Source organism: Lysinibacillus sphaericus, from assembly GCF_002982115.1.
In the GTDB taxonomy this organism is placed as follows: domain Bacteria; phylum Bacillota; class Bacilli; order Bacillales_A; family Planococcaceae; genus Lysinibacillus; species Lysinibacillus sphaericus.
Genome location: NZ_CP019980.1, coordinates 639,345 through 664,421 on the forward strand (window position 1 = coordinate 639,345; position 25,077 = coordinate 664,421).

Sequence of the window (25,077 nt, forward strand, 5' to 3'; positions counted from 1 at the left end):
CTCAAATTTGTATTGAGACGGCTTCTTTGACTAAGAAGGATTTTGTGCTTTTGTTGTAGAATTTTTACTGTCCGAGGAATGTTGGTTTGAAGTGCTGGTGTCAGATGAGTTAGAAGCACTTGAATTAGAAGCACTTGCAGTTATATCTGACGAATTACCAGTAATCGCAGAGGAGAAATCCTTCATTAGCTTACCAATCTGTTCAGAGGACATTGGATTTTGTTCAGAAGACATAGAATTTTGCCCACTGAACATACTTTGCATAGAGGTGTTCATGGCAGTTTCCACATTTGAGTTTAACATTGCCTTTGCAGGACAATATTTAAAAATACCCTCAGCCATTTTCATTGCCCCTAATGCGATCATCAGTCGACTTTTCAAACAGTTAGGATTTCTTGAAACTTTAGCGATACCAAATGCCGTCATACTTGTGCCAAGGGCAAAACGGCAAAAGGCATTTTTATCACTAAGATTTGCTTGTTGCATCATATCATTTCCTCCTTTAGTCATAGTGGAAAAAATAAAGCGGGGTGCACTTTGCTTTATGAAAGTGCTGTGTTACGATTGAAACAAGATGATTGCATAAAGCATTATTTTGCTTCATGTTGCAGATAATCTGAAATGAAGATGTACATGGCTCGGTTTTTGAAAGGCGTCAACTTGTGAGTCCTATTCAAAATGCGAACGCCAATACATCCATATGCACAATGAATGCAAAAGCGTTTATGCAGTAGTAGTATGTGAATTCAAATAGGAATTACACAATGAAATTTTACGCAAATTAGGAAGGAGCGATTTACATGGATCCAGTATGGAAAATTACGGAATTGCGTCAGCATTTAGCTGTTATAGATGGCAAAAAATCGCCTAATATTGTCTTAAAAAATGCACGTTATTTACATAGCATGCTGAAACAATGGGTGATAGGGAATATTTGGATTGCAGGAGACCGTATCGTGTATGCGGGAGAAAAAATGCCTCCAGTAATAGATGGAACAGAAATAGTGGATTGTTCGGATAAAACGATTGTACCTGGCTACATTGAACCACATGTTCATCCGTTCCAGTTGTATCATCCTCAATCCTTTGCTGATTTTTGTGGGCAACTTGGGACTACAGCTTTTATATCGGATAATTTAAGCTTCGTCTTATCTTTAGAAAACAAGAAAGCGTTTTCAATATTAGATGACTTAAAGAAATTACCGTTTTCGTTTTATTGGTGGACGCGCTTTGATTCACAAACAGAAATGGAGCAAGAGGAAGAAATTTTTTCAAACACTTCGATTTTAGAATGGTTAGAACGTGACGATGTATTGTTAGGTGGAGAGCTAACGGGCTGGCCTCGTTTACTGCATGGTGATGATTTAATGCTTTATCGCATGCAAATGGCGAAAGGATATGGTAAAAAGATTGAAGGTCATTTTCCAGGTGCATCAGAGCGCACTTTAGCGCGGATGAAATTACTTGGTGCAGATGGAGACCACGAAGCCATGACGGTGGAAGAAGTAGAACGTCGTATTATGCAAGGATTTGCCGTAACGCTTCGTCATTCTTCAATTCGTCCAGATTTACCAAATCTATTGAAAGGAATCGTAGAAAAACAACTACCGATATTCGATCATCTAATGATGACAACGGATGGCTCAACACCATCATTCCATCAGGATGGTGTGATGGATAAATGTATTCAAGTCGCATTAGATGCAGGGGTTTCACCAATCGATGCTTACCAAATGGCATCCTATAATGTTGCGCGTTATTACAATATGTCGAACTTACATGGTTTTATTGCGACGGGACGCTTTGCCTCACTAAATATTCTACAAGATGAATATCATCCAATACCGGAAAGTGTACTATCAAAAGGTGTTTGGTTAAAGCGTGATGGAGAACGGGTGCATCGTTTTGCTGACATAGATTATTCAGCAATTCCTTCTTTTGATTTGGACTTTTCGCTAACCTCTCATGATTTCCAATTTTCAATGCCATTTGGAATTGAATTAGTAAATGACGTTATAACGAAACCTTATAATTCATTGATTACACGAGAAGGGCAGCTTGCAAACCATGATGAAAGTTATTTAATGCTGATTAATCGAAGTGGTAACTGGCATGTTAATACGATGATTAAAGGTTTTGCCACAAACGTTCAAGGTTTTGCCTCCTCCTATTCAAATACTGGGGATATTTTGCTTATCGGCAAAAATAAAGACGATATGCAAAAGGCATTTGAAGAGATGAAGGCAATGCGTGGAGGCATTGTGCTTGTAGAAAAGGGAGAGGTCGTAGCATCTGTTCCGTTAACTATCGGTGGTATTCTGTATCAAGGGAATATGGAGGAACTGACAGTGAAGGAGCTTGATTTAAAACAAGCATTGGCAGAACGTGGCTATCGTTTAGGAGATGCCATTTATACTTTGCTATTTTTACAATCTACACATTTGCCGTATATACGAATAACACCAAAAGGGATTTTTGATGTCCTGAAGAATAAATTATTATTACCAGCAGTAATGCGGTAGTTAAAGTAGTACAATTTATATAGCGCCAGAGCACCAGCAAATAGACATTACATCAGAGCGGCATTGACTAAAGGAGAGTAATGCAAGTGTTAAAATCAAAAAAACTACTAGTTGGCTTAGCATTAAGCGCCTTGTTCATCGGTGGATGTTCAAAAGATGCATCTGAATCAGATGAGGAAGCAACGAAAGTAGATGACAAGCCAGCTATTGAAGAGCCTGCAAAGCAAGAGACATTTGTGGCACCGTTAACAGGAGAGAGTGTTGAAGAAGAAGTAACACAGCGTCCAATTATAGTGACCATTAATAATCATCCTGCCGCACGCCCTCAATCAGGTTTGGCATCCGCAGATATTATTTATGAAATGCTAGCTGAAGGAGACGTTACGCGTTTACTAGCAGTCTATCAAAGTGATTTACCAGAAAACATTGGCCCAGTACGAAGTGCACGTTCATATTTTGTAGATATGGCAAAAGGTCTTGGGGCATTTTATGTCGCACATGGCTACAGCCCAGAGGCAAAAGCGATGCTTAGTAATAATGTTGTGGATAATATAAATGGTATGAATTACGATGGTACACTGTTTAAACGCTCGAATGATCGCGTAGCTCCACATAACTCTTATATTACCTCTGAAAATATATTAAAAGGTGCTGAAAAAGTAGGCGCTTCAATGAATTACAGTGAAAAAGTGCATCAGGCTTTTTATGAACCCGATGAACGTGGTAAAATAGGCGTTGAAACAAGTCAAGTTGACATTAACTATGGGAATAGTAATTATTTCCACAATACGTATGTGTACGATCATCAAACGAATCGTTATGGACGACAATCGGCAGGCGTGGAAACGAAAGATATGTTGACAGGCGAAGCATTAACATTTGCAAATGTGTTATTTTTTGAAATGAATCACCAAACAATTGATAATGTGGGTCGTCAAGATATTGATTTAACCTCTGGTGGAAATGCGTATGTATTGCAAAATGGTTATTTAAGAGAAGTAAAATGGGCTAATATCGATGGATTACCAATGGCTGTCGAAGAATCTGGTGACCTTGTAAAGCTAGTTCCAGGAAAGTCATGGGTTCATTTCGTACCAGCTTCACCAGGGTTACAAGCAATGGTGAAAACGCAGCCTTAAGAGGGAGGAAAACTGTATGCAAATCGAAAAAATTCGAGGGCATCAAACAGATCAGTTATTTAAAGCAGTACTAGAACTGAAGGACATTGAAGAATGCTATAAATTTTTTGATGATTTATGTACGATTAGTGAAATTCAATCACTAGCACAACGCTTTGAGGTAGCACATTTATTACGTTTAAAGAAAACCTATGAATCCATTAAAAAGGAGACAGGGGCAAGTACCGCAACAATTTCTCGTGTACGTCGCTGCTTTGATTATGGTAACGATACATATGATGAAATGTTAGGTCGTTTGTATCCAGATGAAAAGCCGTTTCAAGCACCAAAAGAATAGTAGGTAAGAGGCTGGGTAGAGTTTCTGCTCAGTCTTTTATATTTTTTTGTAGAGAGCCATAAGCTATACTTGTAAACGAATAGATAGAAAATGATAGGTGGTAAAATAGATGGATTATTTAGAGTGGAGACATGTGTTCAAGTTAGACCCAGCAAAGGACATATCGGATGAAGCACTAGAAAAAATTTGTGAATCTGGAACGGATGTTATTTTGGTTGGCGGCACAGATGGCGTAACATTAGATGGCGTATTAGATTTGCTTGTTCGTGTGCGTCGCTTTGAAGTACCAATAGCGCTGGAAATTTCAACAATTGATGCAGTAACGCCTGGCTATGACTATTATTTTATTCCAACGGTGTTAAATAGTGATGACCCGAAATGGATTAAAAATTTACACCATGAGGCTATTAAAGAATATGGCGATATTATGGTTTGGGATGAGTTAGTAGCTGAAGGGTATTGTATTTTAAATCCAAATTGTAAAGTTGCAGAAGTAACACAAGCGAATACCGATTTATCGACGGATGATGTAGTGGCCTATGCACGAATGGCAGAAAACTTCTTTAAACTGCCTGTATTTTATTTAGAATATAGCGGAGAATATGGCGATATTGCAATAGTACGTGCGGTGAAAAATGAATTGCAAAATACAAAGCTCTTTTACGGTGGTGGCATAACTTCTTCTAAGCAAGCTGCTGAAATGGCACAAGTTGCTGATACTGTAGTTGTGGGAAATATTATATATGAGGATTTAAAAGCTGCACTTTCGACTGTTAAGGCTGTAAAAAATGCGATATAATTAAGAACAAATGTTTGTAAGGCGGTGCGAAATGGAGCATTTAACAAAAAACTTATTAGTAGGTATGAACCCCGAACAGGAAAAAGCAGTAAAAACAACTGAAGGGCCATTGCTAATTATGGCAGGCGCTGGTTCGGGCAAAACGAGAGTACTAACACATCGTATTGCGTACTTAATCATAGAAAAAGAAGTATACCCATCAAAGATTTTAGCGATTACGTTCACGAATAAGGCTGCTCGTGAAATGAGAGAGCGGATAGATGGCATTCTCGGAAATGGAACGGGCGACAGCATGTGGGTATCAACATTTCACTCGATGTGCGTACGCATTTTGCGCCGTAATATCGAGCAACTAGGTATTTCACGCAACTTCTCGATTTTAGATTCGACAGATCAGCTATCAGTTATTAAAAATGTCTTAAAAGATGAAAATATTGACCCTAAGCGTTTTGAACCACGTGCTATTTTAAATGCGATTAGTTCAGCAAAAAATGAATGCATAACTGCAGATGAATATGCAGCGCAAATCAATGAACATAATCCGTATGAAAAAACGGTTGCCCTTGTTTATAAAGGCTATGAAAAAAGATTACGACGCAATCAGTCACTCGATTTTGATGATTTAATCATGACAACGATTACCTTATTTAAACGAGTACCTGAAGTATTAGAATACTATCAAAATAAATTTCAATATATTCATGTTGACGAATATCAAGATACTAATAAATCGCAATATTTATTAGTGCAATTACTTGCGAAAAAATTTAAAAATATTTGTGTCGTAGGGGATTCCGACCAATCCATTTATCGTTGGCGAGGCGCTGATATTGGCAATATTTTATCGTTCGAAAAAGATTATCCAAATGCTAAGGTCATTATGTTAGAGCAAAATTATCGCTCTACAAAGCGCATCCTCCAAGCGGCAAATGACGTCATTCAAAATAATACAAGCCGTTATCCGAAAGAGCTGCGCACAGAAAATGCACATGGTGAAAAAATTGCTTTATATAAAGCATATAATGAGCAGGAAGAAGCGCAGTTTGTCGTGCAAACAATCCAACAGCTTATGGAGAAGGAAAATCGTTCATTTGATGATTTCGCCATCTTATACCGTACAAATGCACAGTCTCGTGTGATGGAAGAAGTGCTTGTGAAGTCCAATATGGCGTATCGAATTGTGGGTGGTACAAAATTCTATGACCGTAAAGAAATAAAGGATTTATTGGCGTATTTACGTCTAATCGCCAACAATGACGATGATTTATCGCTTGCGCGTATTATCAACGAACCGAAGCGTAGTATTGGTGCTACCTCATTTGAAAAAATGGCACGCTATGCAATTGATCAGGATCGCTCCATTTTTGATGCGATGAATGATCTAATCTTTATGGGACTAACAGGAAAAGCTGCTGCTTCAGCGGAACATTTTTATGCAATGATTAAAGGTTTTACAGAAATGCAAAATTACTTATCTGTGACGGAAATCGTGGAACAAGTAATTGAGAAATCAGGCTATCGTGCGATGTTACAAAACGAAAAGTCTATTGAAGCGGAAAGTCGTTTAGAAAATATTGAGGAATTTTTATCTGTAACAAAAGCATTTGAAGAACGCAGTGAAGATAAGAGCTTAATCGCCTTCTTGACGGACTTAGCTCTTATTGCCGATATCGATGCGCTTGACAAGGAAGATGCATCAAAAGGCAATATTATTTTAATGACGATGCATGCTGCAAAAGGATTAGAATTCCCTGTCGTTTTCATTATTGGCATGGAAGAAAATATTTTCCCTCACTCTCGTTCTTTAGACGACAACGATGAAATGGAAGAGGAACGACGACTGGCATATGTTGGCATTACACGGGCAGAGGAACGGTTGTATTTAACATGTGCACAATCGCGTACGATTTTTGGTCGTTCAAGCTTTAACAATGCTTCCCGTTTCTTACGTGAAATTTCAGAGGACATTTTAGAGTCAATTTCCAAAGGTGGTTCAAAACCTGAAGTACCATTTGCATCAAGTAATCGCTCGTCTAGTGGGTATTCAAAACGCACACTTGGCGCGCACCAGCATACACAACCAGCAACTGCACGCCTGCAAGCAACTGGAGGCGACCAATTCGGTTGGAAGGCTGGGGATAAAGCGATTCATAAAAAATGGGGAACAGGTATGGTTGTTAGCGTAAAAGGTGAAGGTGATAGTACAGAACTTGATATCGCATTTCCACAACCAATCGGTATTAAGCGACTATTGGCGCAATTTGCACCTATTGAAAAAGCGTAAGCGGAGGAACTTAAATGAATGAAATTGAACAGCGCATAGCGGAGTTAAATAAATTATTGCATGAATATGGGCATGCGTATTACGTGCTAGATAACCCTCTAGTTGCAGATAGTGTATATGACCAACTATTACATGAACTCATTGCATTAGAAGAGGCAAATCCTTCACTTATTTATCCTGATTCACCAACACAACGTGTAGGCGGTGCAATCGTAGAAGGATTTAAGAAAGTGACGCATGATTATCCGATGCTAAGTCTGTCAAACGCATTTAATGAAGCGGACTTACAAGAGTTTGACCGTAAAATTCGTCAAGCAATCGGCGATCACTTTTCTTATGTTTGCGAATTAAAAATAGATGGTCTTGCTATTTCATTAAAATATGAGAATGGTGTTTTTGTACAAGGAGCTACACGCGGTGATGGCGTTGTAGGAGAAGATATAACAGCGAATTTAAAAACGATTCGTGCTGTGCCACTGCGCTTAAAAGAACCAATTACGATTGAAGTACGTGGCGAAGCCTATATGCCTAAAAAATCATTTGAAAAATTGAATGCCCAGCGAGCAGAAAATGGCGAAGAATTATTTGCAAATCCTCGCAATGCCGCTGCAGGTTCATTGCGTCAATTAGATCCTAAAATTGCCGCAAGTCGTCAATTATCAACCTTTATCTATGCAATTGGTGGAGATGGTGAGGCGTACGGAATTGATGGACATGGCGAAATGCTAGATTATTTAGAAGGAATCGGCTTCCCTTCAAATAAGGAGCGTCAACGTTGCGCGTCCATTGAGGAAGTAGTGTCCTTTATTGAATATTGGACAGAAAACAGACCGAATTTAGCCTATGAAATTGATGGTATTGTTATCAAAGTCGACCGTTTTGCACAGCAGGATGAACTCGGCTATACGGCAAAAAGTCCAAGATGGGCAATTGCCTACAAATTCCCCGCTGAAGAAGTTGTCACAACATTACTTGATATTGATTTAACAGTAGGGCGCACTGGCGTTGTCACACCAACTGCGATTTTAGCACCGGTACTGGTAGCTGGAACTACAGTGCAACGCGCCTCTCTACACAATGAAGATTTAATTCGCGAGAAGGATATTCGCATTGGAGATACCGTCATTATCCGAAAAGCTGGGGATATTATTCCTCAAGTAGTCGGGGTATTATTAGAGCAACGTCCAGAAGATTCAACTCCTTACGAAATGCCGCCAAATTGCCCGGTATGTGATAGTGAGCTGATTCGAATTGAGGGGGAGGTTGCCTTACGCTGTGTGAATCCAGCTTGTTTTGCCCAAATTGCAGAGAGCATCAAGTACTTTGTCTCCCGTAACGCCATGAATATTGATGGGCTTGGAGAGAAGGTTGTCGAGCAACTGTTGCGCGCTGATTTAATTCATGATGTATCCGATTTATATCAGTTAACAGTGGAGCAATTAGTAGAGTTGGAACGAATGGGTGAGAAATCAGCTACCAACCTAGTGAAAGCTATTCAAGCATCTAAGGACAATTCGATGGAACGTCTATTGATTGGGTTAGGAATACGACATGTTGGAGAGAAGGCAGCGAAAATCGTGTCAGAGGAATTTGAGACGATGGAGGCGGTGATGGCTGCATCTGAAGAACAACTTGTTGCGATTCATGAAATTGGCGATAAAATGGCCTCGTCGCTCGTTGAGTATTTTGCTAATGAAGATGCCCGTGCTGTTATTAAACGACTTGCTGAAGCGGGTGTCAATATGACATATAAAGGCAAAAAGGTGGAAGTAATCGTAGGAGACAATCCATTTGCAGGGAAAACAATCGTATTAACTGGTAAACTTGAGCAATTGACACGGAACGATGCAAAGGCGAAAATAGAAGAGTTAGGTGGAATTGTCACAGGCAGTGTTAGTAAGAAAACAGACCTTGTTATTGCTGGTTCGGATGCAGGTTCCAAACTAACGAAAGCACAACAACTAGGCATTGAAATTTGGAACGAAGATGACCTAATTGAGCAACTGACTTAACATCATTTAAAGTAAAGTTTCATAACGCAAGGAAACAGTAAAGCATGAAGAATATTTGCGCCCGAAAATTAGTGGCGTCAAATATAATTTGTACAAGACGAATCTGATATTAGTAAAGGGGTACTAACATAATGAAGTCATTTCGACTCATTCCAGCAATTGTAGCTGCTGCAATGCTAGTCGGCTGTGTGCCTTCGAATAAGAAGGAGACAGAGCTTACACAGGAAACGCAACAGGAAAAAGCGGAAACAACGATTATTCCTAGTCTACAGATTGATGAATCTTTTTATAAAACACTAATTCCTTATAAAGAAAGTGCAAGCCGTGGATTAGTCGTTTCAAATATTTACACGAAGTATGATATGAAGGAAGTTGAAACAGGGTTAATGCGTCTTTCTCAAAATGAGTTTGACACAGAAAATTATTACTTCCAAGAAGGGCAATATTTAGCTGAAAGCACAGTAAGCTCCTGGTTAGCGCGTAGTTCACAAACGGAGGATGGTTTAAATCCTCCGACAACAGACGCTATGACGCCAGAAGAACGTGCAACAAAAGCGCCGGTTTATTTAGCCCATATTGTCGAGCAAAACTACTTAAAGAAAACGGATGATAACAAAGTAAAACTAGGTGGTATTTCAATCGGGCTTGCTTTGAATTCTATTTATTATTATCAGAAAGAACAATATGGGGAGTATTACGAGGAGCCTATTCCGGAGTCTGCTCTTATTGAACAAGGCAAAAAGATGGCGGCTGAAATCGTTTCCCGTATGCGTACACGTGATGAACTAAAAGATGTACCAATTGTCGTTGGGCTATTTAAACAGCGAGCGCGCAATGAAATAATTCCAGGTACGTATTTTACTTATGGTGTTGCCAAAGAAGGGCAAAATGATATTGGCGATTGGCAGGCGCTAGATGAAGAATATGTGATGTTCCCTACAGATGACACACATGATGCTTATCGAGATGTAAGTAATAATTTTAAAAACTTCAAACAAGATGTTGATAAATATTTTTCTAACTATACGAGTGTCATCGGCACTGGCTTCTATCAAAATAAAAAAATACAAAAGCTCTCAATTGAAATTCCAATCCAATTTTTCGGCACGGCTGAAATTATTGGTTTCACACAATATTTGACGGGCGTCCTTATCAATCAATTTGATAATATTAATGTCGAAGTGAGCATTACATCGGTTAATGGTCCAGAAGCTTTAATTATGAAAGAAGCGAATGATAAAGACCCATATGTACACGTGTATGAGTAAAAAATAGTCAGCCTTGTGCTGGCTATTTTTTTAATGAAATGAGAACAAGACATAGTATGTAATAAGCCTCAAAGTACGGAAATGCGCTATGGATGATGTTGTCCATTTCAACAATAGAAGACATCATAAGACAACACTTTGTCATAGTAGTGAAAGTTTCTATATTTTTGGTGAAAGTTGTGATTTTTAGTAGGAAAAATGTTATGATAATGGGCATGGTTAACTTTATTCAACCCTATTGTTATCGATAAAAACAATGAATTGGATAGTATTCGGAGGTGTGAACAATGGCAAAATTAACAAAAGAAGAGGTTAAGCACGTTGCGAATTTAGCACGTCTTGCAATTACAGAAGAAGAAGCGGAAAAATTTGCTGAGCAACTTGGGAAAATTACTGACTTTGCAGAGCAGTTAAACGAGTTAGATACTACAAATGTTGAACCAACAACACACGTTTTACCATTAGTAAACGTAATGCGTGAAGACGTGGCAACTAAAGGTTTAGACCGCGATGTAATGATGTTAAATGTAAAAGAACAAGAAGATGGTCAAGTAAAAGTACCAGCTATCATGTAATACTAAAACATAGGAGGATTCCTCATGACGTTATTTGAACGTTCAGCAAAGGAGCTACAAGCTGATATTAAAGCTGGTAAGCTAACAATCGCTGACTTAACAAAAGAAGCATATGAACGAGTGGCAAAGCTTGACGGCGATGTACAAGCTTTCCTTGCTTCAAACGAAGAAAAAGCAACTGCACAAGCAGCTGAAATGGACAAAGTACCATTTGAAAAACGTGGACCACTTTTTGGTCTTCCTATTGGCGTGAAAGACAATATCGTAACAGAAGGCTTAGAAACAACATGTGCTTCTAAAATTCTTGAAGGATTTATGCCAATATACGATGCAACTGTTGTAAATAAGCTACGCGAAGCTGGCATGATTACAATCGGAAAATTAAACATGGATGAGTTTGCAATGGGTTCTTCAAATGAAAACTCATACTATAAAACAACAAAAAATCCATGGAACTTGAACCACGTACCAGGTGGCTCATCAGGTGCATCTGCAGCAGCAGTAGCAGCAGGAGAAGTGCCATTTTCACTTGGTTCAGATACAGGTGGCTCAATCCGCCAACCTGCAGCATATTGCGGTGTCGTAGGGATGAAACCTACATATGGTCGTGTATCTCGTTTTGGACTAGTAGCATTTGCTTCTTCGTTAGACCAAATCGGACCAATTACACGTAATGTTGAAGACAATGCGCTTCTATTAGAAGCCATTTCAGGCTTAGACCCTAACGATTCAACTTCAGCAAATGTAGAAGTACCAAACTTCGCAGCAGCACTAACTGGCGATGTCAAAGGCTTACGTATTGCTGTACCAAAAGAATTTTTAGGTGAAGGTGTTGGCGAAGCAGCACGTCAATCTGTACTGGATGCATTAGAAGTACTAAAAGGCTTAGGTGCAACAGTAGAAGAAGTATCACTTCCTCATTCTAAATATGCACTTGCAGCTTACTATATCCTATCTTCTTCTGAAGCTTCATCAAACCTTTCTCGTTTCGATGGGATCCGTTACGGCTTCCGTGCTGAAAACGTGACGAATTTAATGGACCTTTACAAAGAAACACGTGCGCAAGGCTTTGGTGATGAAGTAAAACGTCGTATCATGCTAGGAACATATTCTCTTAGCGCAGGTACTTATGACGCTTACTACAAAAAAGCGCAACAAGCACGTACACTTATCAAAGCAGACTACGACAAAGTATTCGAAGACTTTGATGTAATCATTGGACCTACTGCACCAACACCAGCATTTAAAATTGGTGAAAATGTAGATGATCCGATGACGATGTATGCCAACGATATTTTAACAATTCCTATGAACTTAGCAGGTGTGCCAGCCATTTCAATTCCATGTGGTTTTGAAAATGGTCTACCATTAGGCTTGCAAATTATCGGTAAATACTTCGATGAAGCAACAATTTACCGTGTAGCGCATGCGTTCGAGCAAGCTACTGCGTTCCATAAAGAAGTTCCTCAAATTTGGGAGGGAAAATAACATGAACTTTGAAACAGTCATTGGTTTAGAAGTACACGTTGAGTTAAAAACAAACTCAAAAATCTTCTCGCCAGCGCCAGCTCACTTCGGTGCTGAACCAAATACAAACACAACAGTAATCGACCTAGGCTACCCTGGTGTCCTACCTGTCTTAAATAAAAACGTTGTAGATTTCGCAATGCGTGCAGCACTTGCATTAAACATGGAAATCGAACAAGAAACAAAATTTGACCGTAAAAACTACTTCTATCCAGATAATCCGAAAGCTTATCAAATTTCGCAATTCGATAAGCCGATCGGTAAAAACGGTTGGATTGATATTGAAGTAGATGGTTATACAAAACGTATCGGTATTACACGTCTTCATATGGAAGAAGATGCTGGTAAACTAACGCATGCTGGTGACCACTCACTTGTGGACTTTAACCGTCAAGGGACGCCGCTTGTAGAAATCGTGTCTGAGCCAGATATTCGCACAGCAAATGAAGCGTATGCCTACCTTGAAAAATTAAAATCCATTATCCAATATACAGATGTTTCAGACTGTAAAATGGAAGAAGGTTCACTGCGCTGTGATGCCAACATTTCGATTCGCCCATATGGCCAAGAGGAATTCGGTACAAAAACAGAGCTTAAAAACCTGAACTCATTCAACTACGTACGTCGTGGGATTGAGCACGAAGAGTTACGCCAAGCGGACGTATTACTTTCAGGTGGCGTGATTGATCAAGAAACGCGTCGCTTTGATGAAAAAACAGGTAAAACAATTTTAATGCGCGTGAAAGAAGGAACAGATGATTATCGTTACTTCCCAGAGCCTGACTTGGTGCGTCTGTCAATCGACGATGAATGGTTAGAGCGCGTTAAATCAGAAATTCCTGAACTGCCAGATGCTCGTAAAAAACGCTATGTTGAAGAATTAGGCTTAACACCTTATGACGCGGGCGTGCTTGTTATTTCTAAAGAAATTTCAGATTTCTTTGAAGCGATGGTAGCTGATGGTGCAGATGCAAAACTTTCAGCTAACTGGTTAATGGGCGATGTTTCAGCTTATTTAAATGCTGAACAAAAAGATTTAAAAGATACAGCATTAACACCAGAAAACCTTGCTGGTATGGTGAAGTTAATTACGGACGGTACAATTTCTTCTAAAATCGGTAAAAAAGTATTTGCTGAATTAGTAGAAAATGGCGGTTCAGCTGAAGACATTGTAAAAGCAAAAGGTTTAGTTCAAATTTCAGATGAGAGTGCCTTATTAGCAATTGTTACAGAGGTATTAGATAACAATGCACAATCAATCGAGGACTTTAAAAATGGTAAGGATCGTGCAATTGGCTTCTTAGTCGGTCAAATTATGAAAGCGACAAAAGGCCAAGCGAACCCACCAATGGTTAATAAATTATTACAACAAGAAATTGCTAAACGCTAATTTTTTGCTATTACAACGAGTCAAGAAAGTGTCTTCACTTTCTTGGCTTTTTAAATGTAAAGACTGTACATACTAACAAAAAGTAGCACTTAATAGTTGTCTAAAAAGAGTATTCATAGCAAAATATAGAATAGAAACAATCACATCACTTAAAAAGGGGATAGTATATGAAAACTGAGCAACAATATTTTGAAGAAGCCATTTCAATTCAACAATATATGGATCAGATGACGACGCTAAAAGAAGATAGCTTTCTAATTTATGATGGTTTTGAAGTGCCAACAAACGATGGTTTTGTAACGTTACTGAAGGACAAGCAACCTAAAATTTTAACCATTACAGAAGATTGGTGCGGCGATGCAATGCTAAATAATCCAATTATTCGCCGTGTTGCAGAAGCAGCTGGATTAGATATGCGTACAGTTTTCCGTGATGCAGATACAGATTTAATCGACCGTTATTTAACAAATGGTGGACGCGCGATTCCAATGTATATCTTATTAAATGAGTCGGGACAAGTGATAGGTAAATGGGGACCACGTGCGCCAGAGTTACAGGATATTGTTGTGAACAAAAGAGCGACGTTGCCAGATAAAGAAGACCCGAATTTTGAGGAAGCACAAAAATCGCTTTACGCTGAAATTCGTGAAGACAATATTACTAACAAAACAAATTGGACTTATGTATATGAAGATTTCAGAAAACATGTAACAGCAGCATTACAAAAATAAAACACTTTGTTAGCGCCAGAGGTGTTTGCACTGGCGTAGTAATAGTAGTGCAACATTTCAACGAAAAATTCGTTGAAAGTATTAGAATCTTATGAAGCAGGAAGGTATGTTATGAAACGAGCAAGAATCATTTATAATCCTACATCTGGGCGAGAAGTGTTTAAAAAGCATCTACCAGAAGTATTGGAGAAACTAGAGGTAGCAGGCTATGAGACATCTTGTCACGCAACAACTTGTGAAGGTGATGCAATAGAGGCAGCAAAAAATGCAGTAGAACGTGGATTTGATATTATCATAGCAGTTGGTGGCGATGGGACGTTAAATGAAGTTGTTTCTGGTGTAGGCCAATTCGAAAAACGTCCGAAAATTGGTCTAATTCCTATGGGGACAACGAACGATTTTGCACGTGCTGTCCATATACCACGAAATATTGATGAAGCCGTTGATATTATTATTAAAGGCGATACCTTACCAGTTGATGTTGGATTGTTAAATGGAGAACGCTATTTCATCAATATTGCTGCTGGAGGACGTATTACTGAGCTAACGTACGAAGTACCTAGCAAAATGAAAACAATGCTTGGACAGCTTGCCTACTATTTAAAAGCAGTTGAAATGATTCCATCTATTAAGGCATCACATATGCGTATTGAATATGATGGTGAAGTATTCGATGGCGATGCCATGATGTTTTTATGTGGCTTAACGAATTCAGTAGGAGGCTTTGAAAAGCTTGCACCAGATGCGAGCATAAACGATGGCTACTTCACATTAATAGTATTAAAAAAAGTAAGCTTGCCAGAATTTATTCAACTTGCAGCAATGGCTTTACGAGGCGAGCATTTAAAGGATGATCGCGTTATTTATAAAAAAGCAAGTGTCGTAAAAGTAACGACGGATAGTGAAGTTCATTTAAATTTAGATGGTGAATATGGTGGAGATGCGCCTGCGACTTTTGAAAACTTAAAACGCCATATTGAAATTTTTGTACCAATTGAAGATATTCGTGAGGAAGACCGTATTTAGATTAACAAAAAGCGTAAATTTTATTTTATAAATTTACGCTTTTTGTATTTTATTTACATATAATGAAGGGTTGTGAACGAATTAAGAAAAATGTTTGGCAAATGTGCGTATATTACTTGAACAAAATTTGAAACCTTTATAATAGGCCGAAATATCGGACCATAATAAAGGTTTTTTTCGTTGGAATAGTGGAAAATATGGGTATGGGAAAGGGAAAGGAAGTGGTGCAGTTGTATAAGTCACAGGAAAAAAAGCTTATTTGGTTAAGTTTTGGTGTTGCAATTATCATGCTACTTTCCATACTTGGAAGAATATTTGGAAGTTAGGAGGGCAATGAGATGATTAATGAATCAGCAGTCTTTTGGAGTCGTGCGTTAACGGAGCTTACGTTATCATTCCACATCATTTATGCAACGATTGGTGTCGGTGTGCCGTTAATGATCATGATTGCACAATGGACTGGATATAAAAAGAATGATGAACATTATATTTTGATGGCGCGACGTTGGGCACGAGGTTTCGTCATTACCGTTGCTGTAGGAGTCGTAACAGGAACAGCTATTGGATTGCAATTATCGTTACTATGGCCAAATTTTATGCAACTTGCAGGGCAAACGATAGCATTACCGCTCTTTATGGAAACCTTTGCATTTTTCTTTGAAGCCATTTTCTTAGGAATTTATTTATATACATGGGATCGCTTTGATAGCCAGAAAAAGCATATGTTACTCCTAATACCTGTTGCAGTTGGTGCATCCATGTCAGCTGTCTTTATCACAATGGTAAATGCCTTTATGAACGCACCTCAAGGCTTTGATATTGTGGACGGACAGCTTGTGAATATTCAACCATTTCTAGCAATGTTTAACCCGGCTATGCCAACAAAAGTTGCGCATGTTCTCGTAACAGCCTATATGACATCAGCATTCGTCTTGGCAGCCATTGCAGGCTACCGTATGCTCAAAGGCTCAGATCATGTTTACCATAAAAAGTCTCTATTTTTACTGATGAAAATCGGTTTAGTTTCATCAATTGCAGCAGCAATTATAGGCGATTTCTCAGGTAAATATTTAGCGGAATACCAACCAGAAAAATTAGCAGCGGCTGAATGGCATTTTGAAACAACAGATAAAGCTTCATTGGTTTTATTCGGTGTATTGGATGGCGAGGAAGTTAAGTATGCCATCAAGGTTCCTTATGCTTTAAGTATACTAGCACGCAATAATCCAAATGCAGAAGTAATTGGTTTAGATCAATATGCGGAGGAAGACAGACCACCACTTTATATACACTATCTTTTTAATATTATGGTCTTTATCGGCATGTTTATGGTATTAGTGTCTTTCCTTTACGTAGTAGGGAAACCACGAGGTTGGCGCTTTATTCATGCACGATGGTTTAGATGGATTATTGTAGCAGGTGCTCCACTGTCAATTATTGCGATTGAAGCCGGTTGGTGGCTTGCGGAAGTTGGACGTCAACCGTGGATATTATACGGTATTATGCGCACACCAGAAGGCGCTACAACGAGCGATCATGTAGATTTAATGATGCTGTTATTCACAGGTGTGTATACTGTACTTGGAATAGGAAGTACAGTCGTATTAGTTCGTATGTTTAAAAAGAATCCGATTGAACGTGAAATTGAAGATCGGCATACAGAAAAGGGCGGTGACATCATATGACATTAGAAGTGCTAGGAATTTCAGTTTTATGGATATTCCTTTTCGGTTATGTGATGGTGGCATCTATTGATTTTGGGGCAGGATTTTTCAATGCTTACAGTTTACTTATTGGAAAAAATCATGTCATAACTAATATTATTAAGCGTTATTTATCGCCTGTATGGGAAGTAACAAATGTCTTTTTAGTATTTTTCTTTGTAGGGATTGTAGGATTCTTTCCACAAACCGCCTTCTATTATGGAACGATTTTGCTTGTTCCAGTCAGCATTTCTTTAGTGTTGTTGGCAATTCGAGGGTCGTATTATGCATTTGAGGCGTACGGGGCACGCGGACATATTGGTTACACGCTGACATATGGCGTATCAGGTTTATTGATTCCAGCTTCGCTCTCTGTTGTCTTTGCTATTGCAGGTGGCGGTTATGTAGACATTGTGGAAGGGCAACCTGTATTGAATTATTGGACATTATATACAAGTACATTTGCTTGGAGTATTGTCGTATTAAGTATAGCGGCAGTTCTTTATATATCTGCAGTATTTTTAACGTGGTATGCACATAAAGCAACTGATGTAGAGGCTACAAATTTAATGCGAAAATACGCCCTTATTTGGGCAGCACCTTTAATGATTAGTGCACTTGGTATTATGTATGAGATGAAATCCATTAACCCTGAAAGCTATCAGCATATGGTTAATTTATGGTGGATGTTTGCTATTTCTGCCGTATTATTTATCATTACAGTGATATTACTATGGATGCGAAAAAATTACGGTCTTGCAGTAGGATTATTAATCGCTCAGTTTGCGGTAGCATTTTTCGCCTATGGCATCGCACAATATCCATATTTACTGTATCCGTATTTAACAATTTACGATAGCTTCACAAGCACGCAAATGGCCATTGCATTAGTCATCGTCTTTATTTTAGGATTATGCTTACTTCTGCCTTCGCTTTATTTATTGTTGAAATTATTCCTATTCAACAAAAATTACGTGACAGGAAAAGAAGACCATCATGCATAGGGGGATATAGGTATGGAAAAAATCGAAATATTTTATGCGCCGTTTATAGTCGTCATTATTAGTATCATCATTATGTTTTGGTGGGCACCAAAGGATGATTATGTAAGAAAAAATAAGAAAGAGAGTCGCGAATAGCGGCTCTTTTTTAGCAAAATTAGGACAACCTGATAAATTCAAGCCTTGTTCTTTTTTCCTCCGCTATCACATGCTACAATAAGGAGATTGAAATGGAGGATGTACGAATGTCAGCACCCGTAAAAAAGAATGACCAACTTACAGTTTATATAGAAGATTTAACACATGATGGCAATGGTGTCGCAAAAGTGGACGGCTATCCATTATTTATCAAAGGGGCTTTACCGAATGAAACAGCAGAAGTCCATGTTTTAAAAACATTAAAAAATTATGGCTTTGCAAAAGTCTTGGATATTTTAAAGCCTTCACCTGATCGAGTAGAAGCACCTTGTGATTATTTCAAGCAATGTGGGGGCTGTCAGTTACAGCACTTATCGTATGAAGGTCAGTTAAAGTGGAAGGAAAATATGGTGCGTAATGTTATGCAACGTCTAGGCAAAATCGACGCACCCGTTTTACCAGTGAAAGGGATGGAGGAACCATGGCAATATCGTAATAAGGCCCAAATTCCATTTTCCACAAATGACGCCGGTCAAGTGATTGCTGGTTTTTACAAAACAAAATCCCATACCATTGTCGATATGGATCGCTGTCTCATTCAAACGGGCGAGGCAGACGCAATTCTTTCTGGTCTTAAAAAAGAATTAACAGCTATCGGCATGCAACCATACAATGAGGCATCACATGAAGGCATGCTACGTCACGTCGTAATCCGTACAGCACGTGCAACAGGTGAGGTCATGGTTGTACTTGTGACGAAAAAGAAAAAATTCCCGCAAAAAGATGCCGCTGTAGCGAGCATACTAAAGCTAGTACCAAATGTTACATCCATTATGCAAAACATCAATAGCGATAAAACAAACGTTATTTTTGGTGATGAAACGATTAACCTTTGGGGCAAAGACGTCATTATTGACGCTATCGGCGATGTACGCTTTGAAATTTCAGCACGTTCTTTCTATCAGGTAAATCCACAGCAAACCGAAGTGCTTTACAAGCAAGCGCTTGACTATGCTGATTTACAAGGACATGAACGTGTCATTGATGCCTATTGCGGCATCGGTACCATCTCTTTATTCCTAGCACAAAAAGCAAAAGCGGTGATGGGTGTTGAAATTGTACCCCAAGCTATTGAAGATGCAAAACGCAATGCAGAGCTAAACGGCTTTACCAATACGTACTTCGAGGCAGGCCCAGCAGAGGAAGTCATTCCACGCTGGTATAAGGAAGGCAAGGAAGCGGATGTCCTAGTTGTCGACCCACCACGTAAAGGATGCGACGAAGCCCTTTTACAAACGATTTTAGAGCAGCGTCCTAAACGCGTAGTATACGTATCATGTAACCCAGCCACACTCGCACGCGACCTACGCATCTTGGAAGATGGCGGATACAAAACACAAGAAATACAACCAGTTGATATGTTCCCGCACTCTACACATTGTGAGGCTGTTGCGTGGTTGGCGTTAGTTTAATATACAGGGGACACATATATTATTGATTGATTCGAAAAATTTAAAAGCATTCCTATAAAACTTGAAAAAGTAGATATTTTCAATCCAGACCTTGATTTTGCAAATAACTTTTGCGAAATTGGGGTCTTTTTATATGGAACTTAATTGGAAAATAAGAATGTTCAGCCTATAGGATTAGTACATAGATTTCCATCCGTTCTTTCTAGGATATGAAGATTTCCTATCTTAACACCGGAAATCAGTTGCATTTTATAGGGGCTTTTCAGAAGCTTTGTGATTTGTTATAAGGCTCTAATTTCATGAGGATTTAGAGAATAATTTTTAATTTTACCTCATAATAAAATATGTTGTCAACAATAAGTTTGTGATTTTTATAAAAAATGTTATAATAGTCTTATAATTGTTTTTTTAAATCGTATTTCGAATTCCGCTGACCTTTTTTGCAGATAGAATTTGGATACGTTTTTTTAATATCCCTTATTAAGACGAAGAAAAAAATTAAAACAGTTATGTGGGCTTTTTGAGGTAGGTAGTTGAATTAAATGATTAATTGACTATCTAATAGTAACCGAGGTTTTATTCCATAAGGAGGACTAGAATAATGAATCTAATTAATAAAAAAGTTACACATAAGCGTTTTGGCATGGGTAGTATCGTTAAACATAATGAGTCCATTATTGAAATACATTTTGCAACAGAAAATAAAATGTTTGTTTTTCCTGATGTATTTGGAAAGTACTTAAAATTACATGATAAAAGTGATGCTCAGTTAATTGAAAAAATAATACAAAAAAAGGAAATTGAACGTAAGGAAGAAGAAATGAGGAAGGAAGAAGAAAAAAAACTGCAACGAAGAAACCAAAAACTTCGCTTAGAACACGAAAAACTGATGAAACATCATAAACTGCATCCAGAATCTCAAATGGTTTTTAAATGTGACACAGAAGAACAGACTAGTTCTTTGTTAGAGTGGAAGGTTTTTTCAGGCGCTATAAAAAGTGGTAATAACAAAGGAAAGCCAAACAAACCTAACCGCATGCACCAAAATAGCGCTGTCCTATTAACAGCATTAGATTCCGGCATGTCTGAAAAAGACAGACGTATTTTAGGTGTCTATATGGTGAATGAAGATTTTATCGGTATGCTGTGTGAAGATGGGAATATTCCGGCCCATTCAAAATACAGACTCCAACTTACAGAACAGGAATCGAATCAGCTACTTTTTTGGAAATATTATATAGATAAAAAATACCCTAACAAAATGACATGGAATACAGGTAAATACCGTTATTTTGATAATTTATGGATGGCTCAAATTTTACTTGATATCGTTTCATTGAAAAGTGAACCAACAGAACGAGAATTTGCACAACAATTTTTAAAACATTTTTGTAAAATGAATCAGATAACAGTTCATGATTTACCAAAGCCGAATGGGGCATTATTGCGTATTTAGACGTTATCCCAAAGATAATAAGAATGACAGGGAACTGACATGTTTTTATACAATCTTTTATCAAAAACGAATTCTTATTAATGGGATTCGTTTTTTTTTGTATGAAATATAAATAAGATCTACTGATTTATGTATTTTTAGTTTTTGTCAAAAAAGCCAAGGATTTAATATCAATCCGTGGCTTTTTTTATTGAGTAGATGTAGTTTTATTTATGTTGTTCGCCAATATGATTGAAAAGGGAGGCGGTTAATTCTCTTCGGATTTGCTTAATATGCTTTTCCATTAGTTGTTTGGCTTGATTGGCATCGCCGGCTGCGATGGCCAAGTAAATTTCTTTATGTTCATCTATAGTTTCTTGCGTACGGTCTAAGTCTTTCAAGCGCTGTGTTCGGGTCACACGGATTGTATCTTGCATATGTTCGCTAAGGGTTTGAAATAATTGCGAGAAGATTGAATTATGAGCAGCGAGAACGATATTAATATGGAAGCTTAAATCAGCTTGAATGCCTAGTTCCACGTCATTTTTTACTTGATTCATCATTTCCAATGCTTGCCCAATTCGTTCTAAATCTTCAGAAGTGGCTCGTTGTGAAGCTAAAAAGGCACATTCTACTTCAAGTGTTTGGCGAAGCTCTAGCATTTCATAAATAAGTTTTTTTTCTGTTTTTAAAATGGTAGAGGAAAGCTCTTGTCCTAATGAATGGCATTCAGGTGATTTCAGAAAACTGCCACTGCCTTGTTTAATGTCTATAATTCCTTTTATTTCAAGCTTTCGCAGTGCCTCTCTAACCGATGTTCGACTTACATTAAAGCGACTCGCTAATTCTCTTTCCGTCGGTAGTTTTTCTCCAGGCTGTAATTCTCCATTTAAAAAATATTCCTGTATTTGATCTACAATAACTTGATAAGCTTTTTTCTTTGGTTGCAGCATTTCCTATGTCCTTCCCCTCAATTACATAGTAAAAGTATAAACGCTTTAATCATACAGAATTCCCACTTCGTTAGCAATGAAAGAAAATTATTAATTATTGATATTTTCTGAATATTAAGTATAATAAAAATGGTTGGACCAATTATAATATTTATGAAGATTGGTATAACCTATTCATTTATCATTCATGACTTTGGGAAAATGGGAGAAAAAAAGGGGAGAATAAAATGATGGCAAGTGTAACAAATGAACAATTGGTGAGCGCGCTACAAGGTGTTCTGTCAGAAAGCCAAGTAACGATCAATCAAACAATTTTAGAACAACATAGTAGTGATGAATCTTATCATCAAGCTAGTTTGCCGGATATCGTTGTGTTTCCAACAACAACTGAACAAGTGAGTCACATACTAACTATTGCAAATCAATATAAAGTTCCAATTGTCCCATTTGGCAGAGGAACAAGCTTGGAAGGACATGTAATTCCTTATGAACAAGGGATTACCATTGATTTTTCAGACATGAACAACATAGTAGAAGTGAGGGAGAAGGACTTTCTCGTAAAAGTTCAACCAGGGGTAACGCGTTCGCAGTTAAATAAAGAGTTAAAAAAATACGGTTTGTTTTTTTCAGTGGACCCTGGGGCAGATGCAACACTAGGTGGAATGGCCGCGACAAATGCGAGTGGCACAACGTCTGTTAAATATGGAGTAATGCGCGATCAAGTTCGAGATTTAGAAGTTGTGCTGTCAGATGGTACGGTTATTCATACCGGTAATTTAGCGGAAAAATCTTCATCTGGCTTTCATTTGAACGGTCTTTTTGTAGGGTCTGAAGGAACGCTCGGTTGCTTTACGGAATTGACGCTAAAAGTTTATGGACTTCCTGAATATGTAATGGCTGCTCGAGCATCTTTCAAAACAGTCAATGATGCAGTCGAAGCAGTCGTTAGTATTTTACAGGCCGGAATTCCAATCGCAAGAGTCGAACTGGTTGATGAACCTTCTATGAAACAAGTGAACTTGCATAGTAAAACAGCTTATGAGGAGCAACCAACGTTATTTTTAGAGTTTCATGGAAATGAAGCTGGTTTAAAGCAAGACGTTGATTTTATGAAAGAAATTGTAGCAGAGCATAATTGTCAAAATATAGTTTTTGAGACTGACAATGCAGCGCGAAATCAGCTATGGGAAGCTCGCCATAATTTAGCTTACGCCTATGTCCATGGACATCCAGGAAAAAAACTGATGGTGACAGATGTTTGTTTACCGATTTCTGAGTTAGCAGGGGCTATTGAACATGCGAGAAAAACACTGAATATGTTTGCCCTTACTGGGGGGATTGTTGGACATGTCGGTGATGGCAATTTCCATGTTCTTCTAATGATTGATATGCAGGATGCTAATGACATAGCAAAGGCGGATGAATTTAATGAATTAATTGTTATGTATGCGCTTGAACGAGGGGGAACTTGTACAGGAGAGCATGGTGTCGGTATAGGGAAACAGAAATACCAAGAGAAAGAACATGGGAAAGCACTGCTTGTGATGGAAAAGATTAAACAAGCGCTTGATCCGGATGCACTGTTGAATCCAAATAAAATATTAAAAATAAAGAAATAGGGAGTGGGAATATGAAAATATTAGAAGCGATTAGTACGATAGCTGGAAAATACTTTGCGCTATGGGTCATCTGCATAGCTGTTATTGCTTTTATCATTCCCAACCCATTTTTACTATTTGGGGGCTATATTACAATATTGCTCGGCATCGTTATGTTTGGTATGGGACTAACGTTGAAAGCGGTTGATTTCAAATTAATTTTAACGAATCCAGTGCCCGTTATTATTGGTGTTTGTGCTCAATATCTTATTATGCCGCTGACTGCTTTTTCCATTGCCTATATCATGAACTTACCCGCAGAATTAGCGGCAGGGCTTGTTCTTCTCGGTTCAGTTCCAGGGGGTACTGCTTCGAACGTCATGGTGTATTTAGCGAAGGGCAATGTGCCATTATCCATTACGATGACTTCCTTTTCAACGTTATTAGCGCCAATTGCCACACCATTCATACTTCTATTACTTGCAGGTAAATGGATGCCGGTCGATCCAATGGCAATGTTTACTTCTATTATTCAAGTGATTATTTTGCCGATTATTTTGGGGATTGTTATTCGGAAATTTGCCCCACAGATTGTAGAAAAGAGCATTAACGTCATTCCTCTTATCTCAGTAGTGGCTATTATCATTATTGTCTCTGCAGTTGTTGCTGGCAATGTTGATAGCATAGCATCGGCAGGATTTATTATTTTTACGGCAGTAATGCTTCATAATGCATTTGGACTGCTGCTTGGCTATTTAACCGCGCTACTATTAGGACTTGATGAAAGTAATCGGAGAGCGATTTCCATTGAAGTGGGGATGCAAAACTCTGGTCTTGGGGTAGCATTAGCCACTGCCCATTTTGGTCCGTTAGCTGCCTTACCGAGTGTTCTTGGTGCTGTGTGGCATAATATTTCCGGTCCAATTCTTGCTACTTATTGGTCGAAAAAAACGGAAAACATTGAACATCAGCTTAGTGAAAAAATACAAGAAAGCAACGTCGAAACACAAGTATAAGAGATGGTAGACGTTATCAATATAATAAGACAAGAACGAATTCCAATTTTGCTGGAATTCGTTCTTCTTTTTTGCTCGTTATAGGTTTGTTACGATCGATTTCTTTTAGGATAAATCTTTTCACAAATAAATGTATTGTCAAAGGTTAGTA

The 25,077-nt window shown here is 38.3% G+C and carries 21 protein-coding genes; 19 read left to right on the forward strand and 2 right to left on the reverse strand.

The features are described 5' to 3' along the window. Window positions 1-30 precede the first annotated feature (30 nt). On the reverse strand, window positions 31-489 hold the full coding sequence (locus tag LS41612_RS03155; RefSeq protein WP_024364466.1) for a YgaP-like transmembrane domain: 459 nt from the start codon (window positions 487-489) through the stop codon (window positions 31-33). Between the two features lie 311 nt (window positions 490-800). Between LS41612_RS03155 and LS41612_RS03160 the strand changes: the two genes are divergently transcribed. From LS41612_RS03160 to LS41612_RS03235, 17 genes are all read left to right on the forward strand, one after another. Then, complete coding sequence (locus LS41612_RS03160; RefSeq protein ID WP_024364467.1) at window positions 801-2,522, forward strand: adenine deaminase C-terminal domain-containing protein; 1,722 nt, start codon at window positions 801-803, stop codon at window positions 2,520-2,522. Between the two features lie 86 nt (window positions 2,523-2,608). Then, window positions 2,609-3,661, forward strand: coding sequence for a DUF3048 domain-containing protein (locus tag LS41612_RS03165; RefSeq protein WP_024364468.1), 1,053 nt, complete (start codon window positions 2,609-2,611; stop codon window positions 3,659-3,661). A 16-nt stretch (window positions 3,662-3,677) separates the two neighbouring features. Then, window positions 3,678-3,998 (forward strand): YerC/YecD family TrpR-related protein, encoded by a 321-nt coding sequence (locus LS41612_RS03170; protein ID WP_004225717.1) that lies wholly within the window; start codon window positions 3,678-3,680, stop codon window positions 3,996-3,998. A 109-nt stretch (window positions 3,999-4,107) separates the two neighbouring features. Continuing rightward, window positions 4,108-4,797: a heptaprenylglyceryl phosphate synthase gene (gene pcrB / locus LS41612_RS03175; protein WP_024364469.1), complete on the forward strand. Its 690-nt coding sequence runs from the start codon at window positions 4,108-4,110 to the stop codon at window positions 4,795-4,797. Between the two features lie 31 nt (window positions 4,798-4,828). Continuing rightward, window positions 4,829-7,081 carry a DNA helicase PcrA gene (gene pcrA, locus LS41612_RS03180; RefSeq protein WP_024364470.1) on the forward strand — a complete coding sequence of 751 codons (2,253 nt, stop codon included), beginning with the start codon at window positions 4,829-4,831 and terminating at the stop codon, window positions 7,079-7,081. A gap of 14 nt (window positions 7,082-7,095) precedes the next feature. Next, a complete protein-coding gene (gene ligA / locus LS41612_RS03185; RefSeq protein ID WP_024364471.1) occupies window positions 7,096-9,093 on the forward strand; it encodes an NAD-dependent DNA ligase LigA in 1,998 nt (665 codons plus the stop codon). A 131-nt stretch (window positions 9,094-9,224) separates the two neighbouring features. Beyond that, window positions 9,225-10,361, forward strand: coding sequence for a CamS family sex pheromone protein (locus tag LS41612_RS03190; protein ID WP_024364472.1), 1,137 nt, complete (start codon window positions 9,225-9,227; stop codon window positions 10,359-10,361). Window positions 10,362-10,648: 287 nt separating this feature from the next. Next, window positions 10,649-10,936: an Asp-tRNA(Asn)/Glu-tRNA(Gln) amidotransferase subunit GatC gene (gene gatC, locus LS41612_RS03195; protein ID WP_024364473.1), complete on the forward strand. Its 288-nt coding sequence runs from the start codon at window positions 10,649-10,651 to the stop codon at window positions 10,934-10,936. Between the two features lie 24 nt (window positions 10,937-10,960). Next, on the forward strand, window positions 10,961-12,424 hold the full coding sequence (gene gatA, locus LS41612_RS03200; protein ID WP_024364474.1) for an Asp-tRNA(Asn)/Glu-tRNA(Gln) amidotransferase subunit GatA: 1,464 nt from the start codon (window positions 10,961-10,963) through the stop codon (window positions 12,422-12,424). 1 nt (window position 12,425) lies between these two features. Beyond that, window positions 12,426-13,853: an Asp-tRNA(Asn)/Glu-tRNA(Gln) amidotransferase subunit GatB gene (gene gatB / locus LS41612_RS03205; protein ID WP_024364475.1), complete on the forward strand. Its 1,428-nt coding sequence runs from the start codon at window positions 12,426-12,428 to the stop codon at window positions 13,851-13,853. A 167-nt stretch (window positions 13,854-14,020) separates the two neighbouring features. After that, complete coding sequence (locus LS41612_RS03210) at window positions 14,021-14,584, forward strand: thioredoxin family protein (protein ID WP_024364476.1); 564 nt, start codon at window positions 14,021-14,023, stop codon at window positions 14,582-14,584. Window positions 14,585-14,695: 111 nt separating this feature from the next. Continuing rightward, complete coding sequence (locus tag LS41612_RS03215) at window positions 14,696-15,610, forward strand: diacylglycerol kinase (protein WP_024364477.1); 915 nt, start codon at window positions 14,696-14,698, stop codon at window positions 15,608-15,610. A 338-nt stretch (window positions 15,611-15,948) separates the two neighbouring features. Further along, window positions 15,949-17,295, forward strand: coding sequence for a cytochrome ubiquinol oxidase subunit I (locus LS41612_RS03220; protein ID WP_024364478.1), 1,347 nt, complete (start codon window positions 15,949-15,951; stop codon window positions 17,293-17,295). After that, entirely contained in the window at window positions 17,292-18,317 is a 1,026-nt protein-coding gene (locus tag LS41612_RS03225; RefSeq protein WP_024364479.1) for a cytochrome d ubiquinol oxidase subunit II, read from the forward strand. Before LS41612_RS03220 ends, LS41612_RS03225 begins: the two co-directional genes overlap by 4 nt. Before the next feature lie 12 nt (window positions 18,318-18,329). Then, complete coding sequence (gene cydS / locus LS41612_RS23640; RefSeq protein ID WP_255313777.1) at window positions 18,330-18,452, forward strand: cytochrome bd oxidase small subunit CydS family protein; 123 nt, start codon at window positions 18,330-18,332, stop codon at window positions 18,450-18,452. Between the two features lie 107 nt (window positions 18,453-18,559). Further along, on the forward strand, window positions 18,560-19,924 hold the full coding sequence (gene rlmD / locus LS41612_RS03230; RefSeq protein WP_024364480.1) for a 23S rRNA (uracil(1939)-C(5))-methyltransferase RlmD: 1,365 nt from the start codon (window positions 18,560-18,562) through the stop codon (window positions 19,922-19,924). A gap of 601 nt (window positions 19,925-20,525) precedes the next feature. Further along, window positions 20,526-21,380, forward strand: a complete 855-nt coding sequence (locus tag LS41612_RS03235; RefSeq protein WP_024364481.1) for a hypothetical protein — start codon at window positions 20,526-20,528, stop codon at window positions 21,378-21,380. A 206-nt stretch (window positions 21,381-21,586) separates the two neighbouring features. On the opposite strand, the gene LS41612_RS03240 is transcribed toward LS41612_RS03235, so the two are convergent. After that, complete coding sequence (locus LS41612_RS03240; protein WP_024364482.1) at window positions 21,587-22,312, reverse strand: FadR/GntR family transcriptional regulator; 726 nt, start codon at window positions 22,310-22,312, stop codon at window positions 21,587-21,589. 230 nt (window positions 22,313-22,542) lie between these two features. Here LS41612_RS03240 and LS41612_RS03245 point away from each other — a divergent pair, with 230 nt between their 5' ends. Then, a complete protein-coding gene (locus LS41612_RS03245) occupies window positions 22,543-23,931 on the forward strand; it encodes an FAD-binding oxidoreductase (RefSeq protein WP_024364483.1) in 1,389 nt (462 codons plus the stop codon). 11 nt (window positions 23,932-23,942) lie between these two features. Then, window positions 23,943-24,926: a bile acid:sodium symporter family protein gene (locus LS41612_RS03250; RefSeq protein WP_024364484.1), complete on the forward strand. Its 984-nt coding sequence runs from the start codon at window positions 23,943-23,945 to the stop codon at window positions 24,924-24,926. Window positions 24,927-25,077: the final 151 nt, after the last annotated feature.

Coding starts and splice junctions, on each gene's coding strand:
- LS41612_RS03155 (WP_024364466.1), bottom strand. CDS start 489: ATGATGCAACAAGCAAATCTTAGTGATAAAAATGCCTTTTGCCGTTTT.
- LS41612_RS03160 (WP_024364467.1), top strand. CDS start 801: ATGGATCCAGTATGGAAAATTACGGAATTGCGTCAGCATTTAGCTGTT.
- LS41612_RS03170 (WP_004225717.1), top strand. CDS start 3,678: ATGCAAATCGAAAAAATTCGAGGGCATCAAACAGATCAGTTATTTAAA.
- pcrB (WP_024364469.1), top strand. CDS start 4,108: ATGGATTATTTAGAGTGGAGACATGTGTTCAAGTTAGACCCAGCAAAG.
- pcrA (WP_024364470.1), top strand. CDS start 4,829: ATGGAGCATTTAACAAAAAACTTATTAGTAGGTATGAACCCCGAACAG.
- ligA (WP_024364471.1), top strand. CDS start 7,096: ATGAATGAAATTGAACAGCGCATAGCGGAGTTAAATAAATTATTGCAT.
- LS41612_RS03190 (WP_024364472.1), top strand. CDS start 9,225: ATGAAGTCATTTCGACTCATTCCAGCAATTGTAGCTGCTGCAATGCTA.
- gatC (WP_024364473.1), top strand. CDS start 10,649: ATGGCAAAATTAACAAAAGAAGAGGTTAAGCACGTTGCGAATTTAGCA.
- gatA (WP_024364474.1), top strand. CDS start 10,961: ATGACGTTATTTGAACGTTCAGCAAAGGAGCTACAAGCTGATATTAAA.
- gatB (WP_024364475.1), top strand. CDS start 12,426: ATGAACTTTGAAACAGTCATTGGTTTAGAAGTACACGTTGAGTTAAAA.
- LS41612_RS03210 (WP_024364476.1), top strand. CDS start 14,021: ATGAAAACTGAGCAACAATATTTTGAAGAAGCCATTTCAATTCAACAA.
- LS41612_RS03215 (WP_024364477.1), top strand. CDS start 14,696: ATGAAACGAGCAAGAATCATTTATAATCCTACATCTGGGCGAGAAGTG.
- LS41612_RS03220 (WP_024364478.1), top strand. CDS start 15,949: ATGATTAATGAATCAGCAGTCTTTTGGAGTCGTGCGTTAACGGAGCTT.
- LS41612_RS03225 (WP_024364479.1), top strand. CDS start 17,292: ATGACATTAGAAGTGCTAGGAATTTCAGTTTTATGGATATTCCTTTTC.
- cydS (WP_255313777.1), top strand. CDS start 18,330: ATGGAAAAAATCGAAATATTTTATGCGCCGTTTATAGTCGTCATTATT.
- rlmD (WP_024364480.1), top strand. CDS start 18,560: ATGTCAGCACCCGTAAAAAAGAATGACCAACTTACAGTTTATATAGAA.
- LS41612_RS03235 (WP_024364481.1), top strand. CDS start 20,526: ATGAATCTAATTAATAAAAAAGTTACACATAAGCGTTTTGGCATGGGT.
- LS41612_RS03240 (WP_024364482.1), bottom strand. CDS start 22,312: ATGCTGCAACCAAAGAAAAAAGCTTATCAAGTTATTGTAGATCAAATA.
- LS41612_RS03245 (WP_024364483.1), top strand. CDS start 22,543: ATGGCAAGTGTAACAAATGAACAATTGGTGAGCGCGCTACAAGGTGTT.
- LS41612_RS03250 (WP_024364484.1), top strand. CDS start 23,943: ATGAAAATATTAGAAGCGATTAGTACGATAGCTGGAAAATACTTTGCG.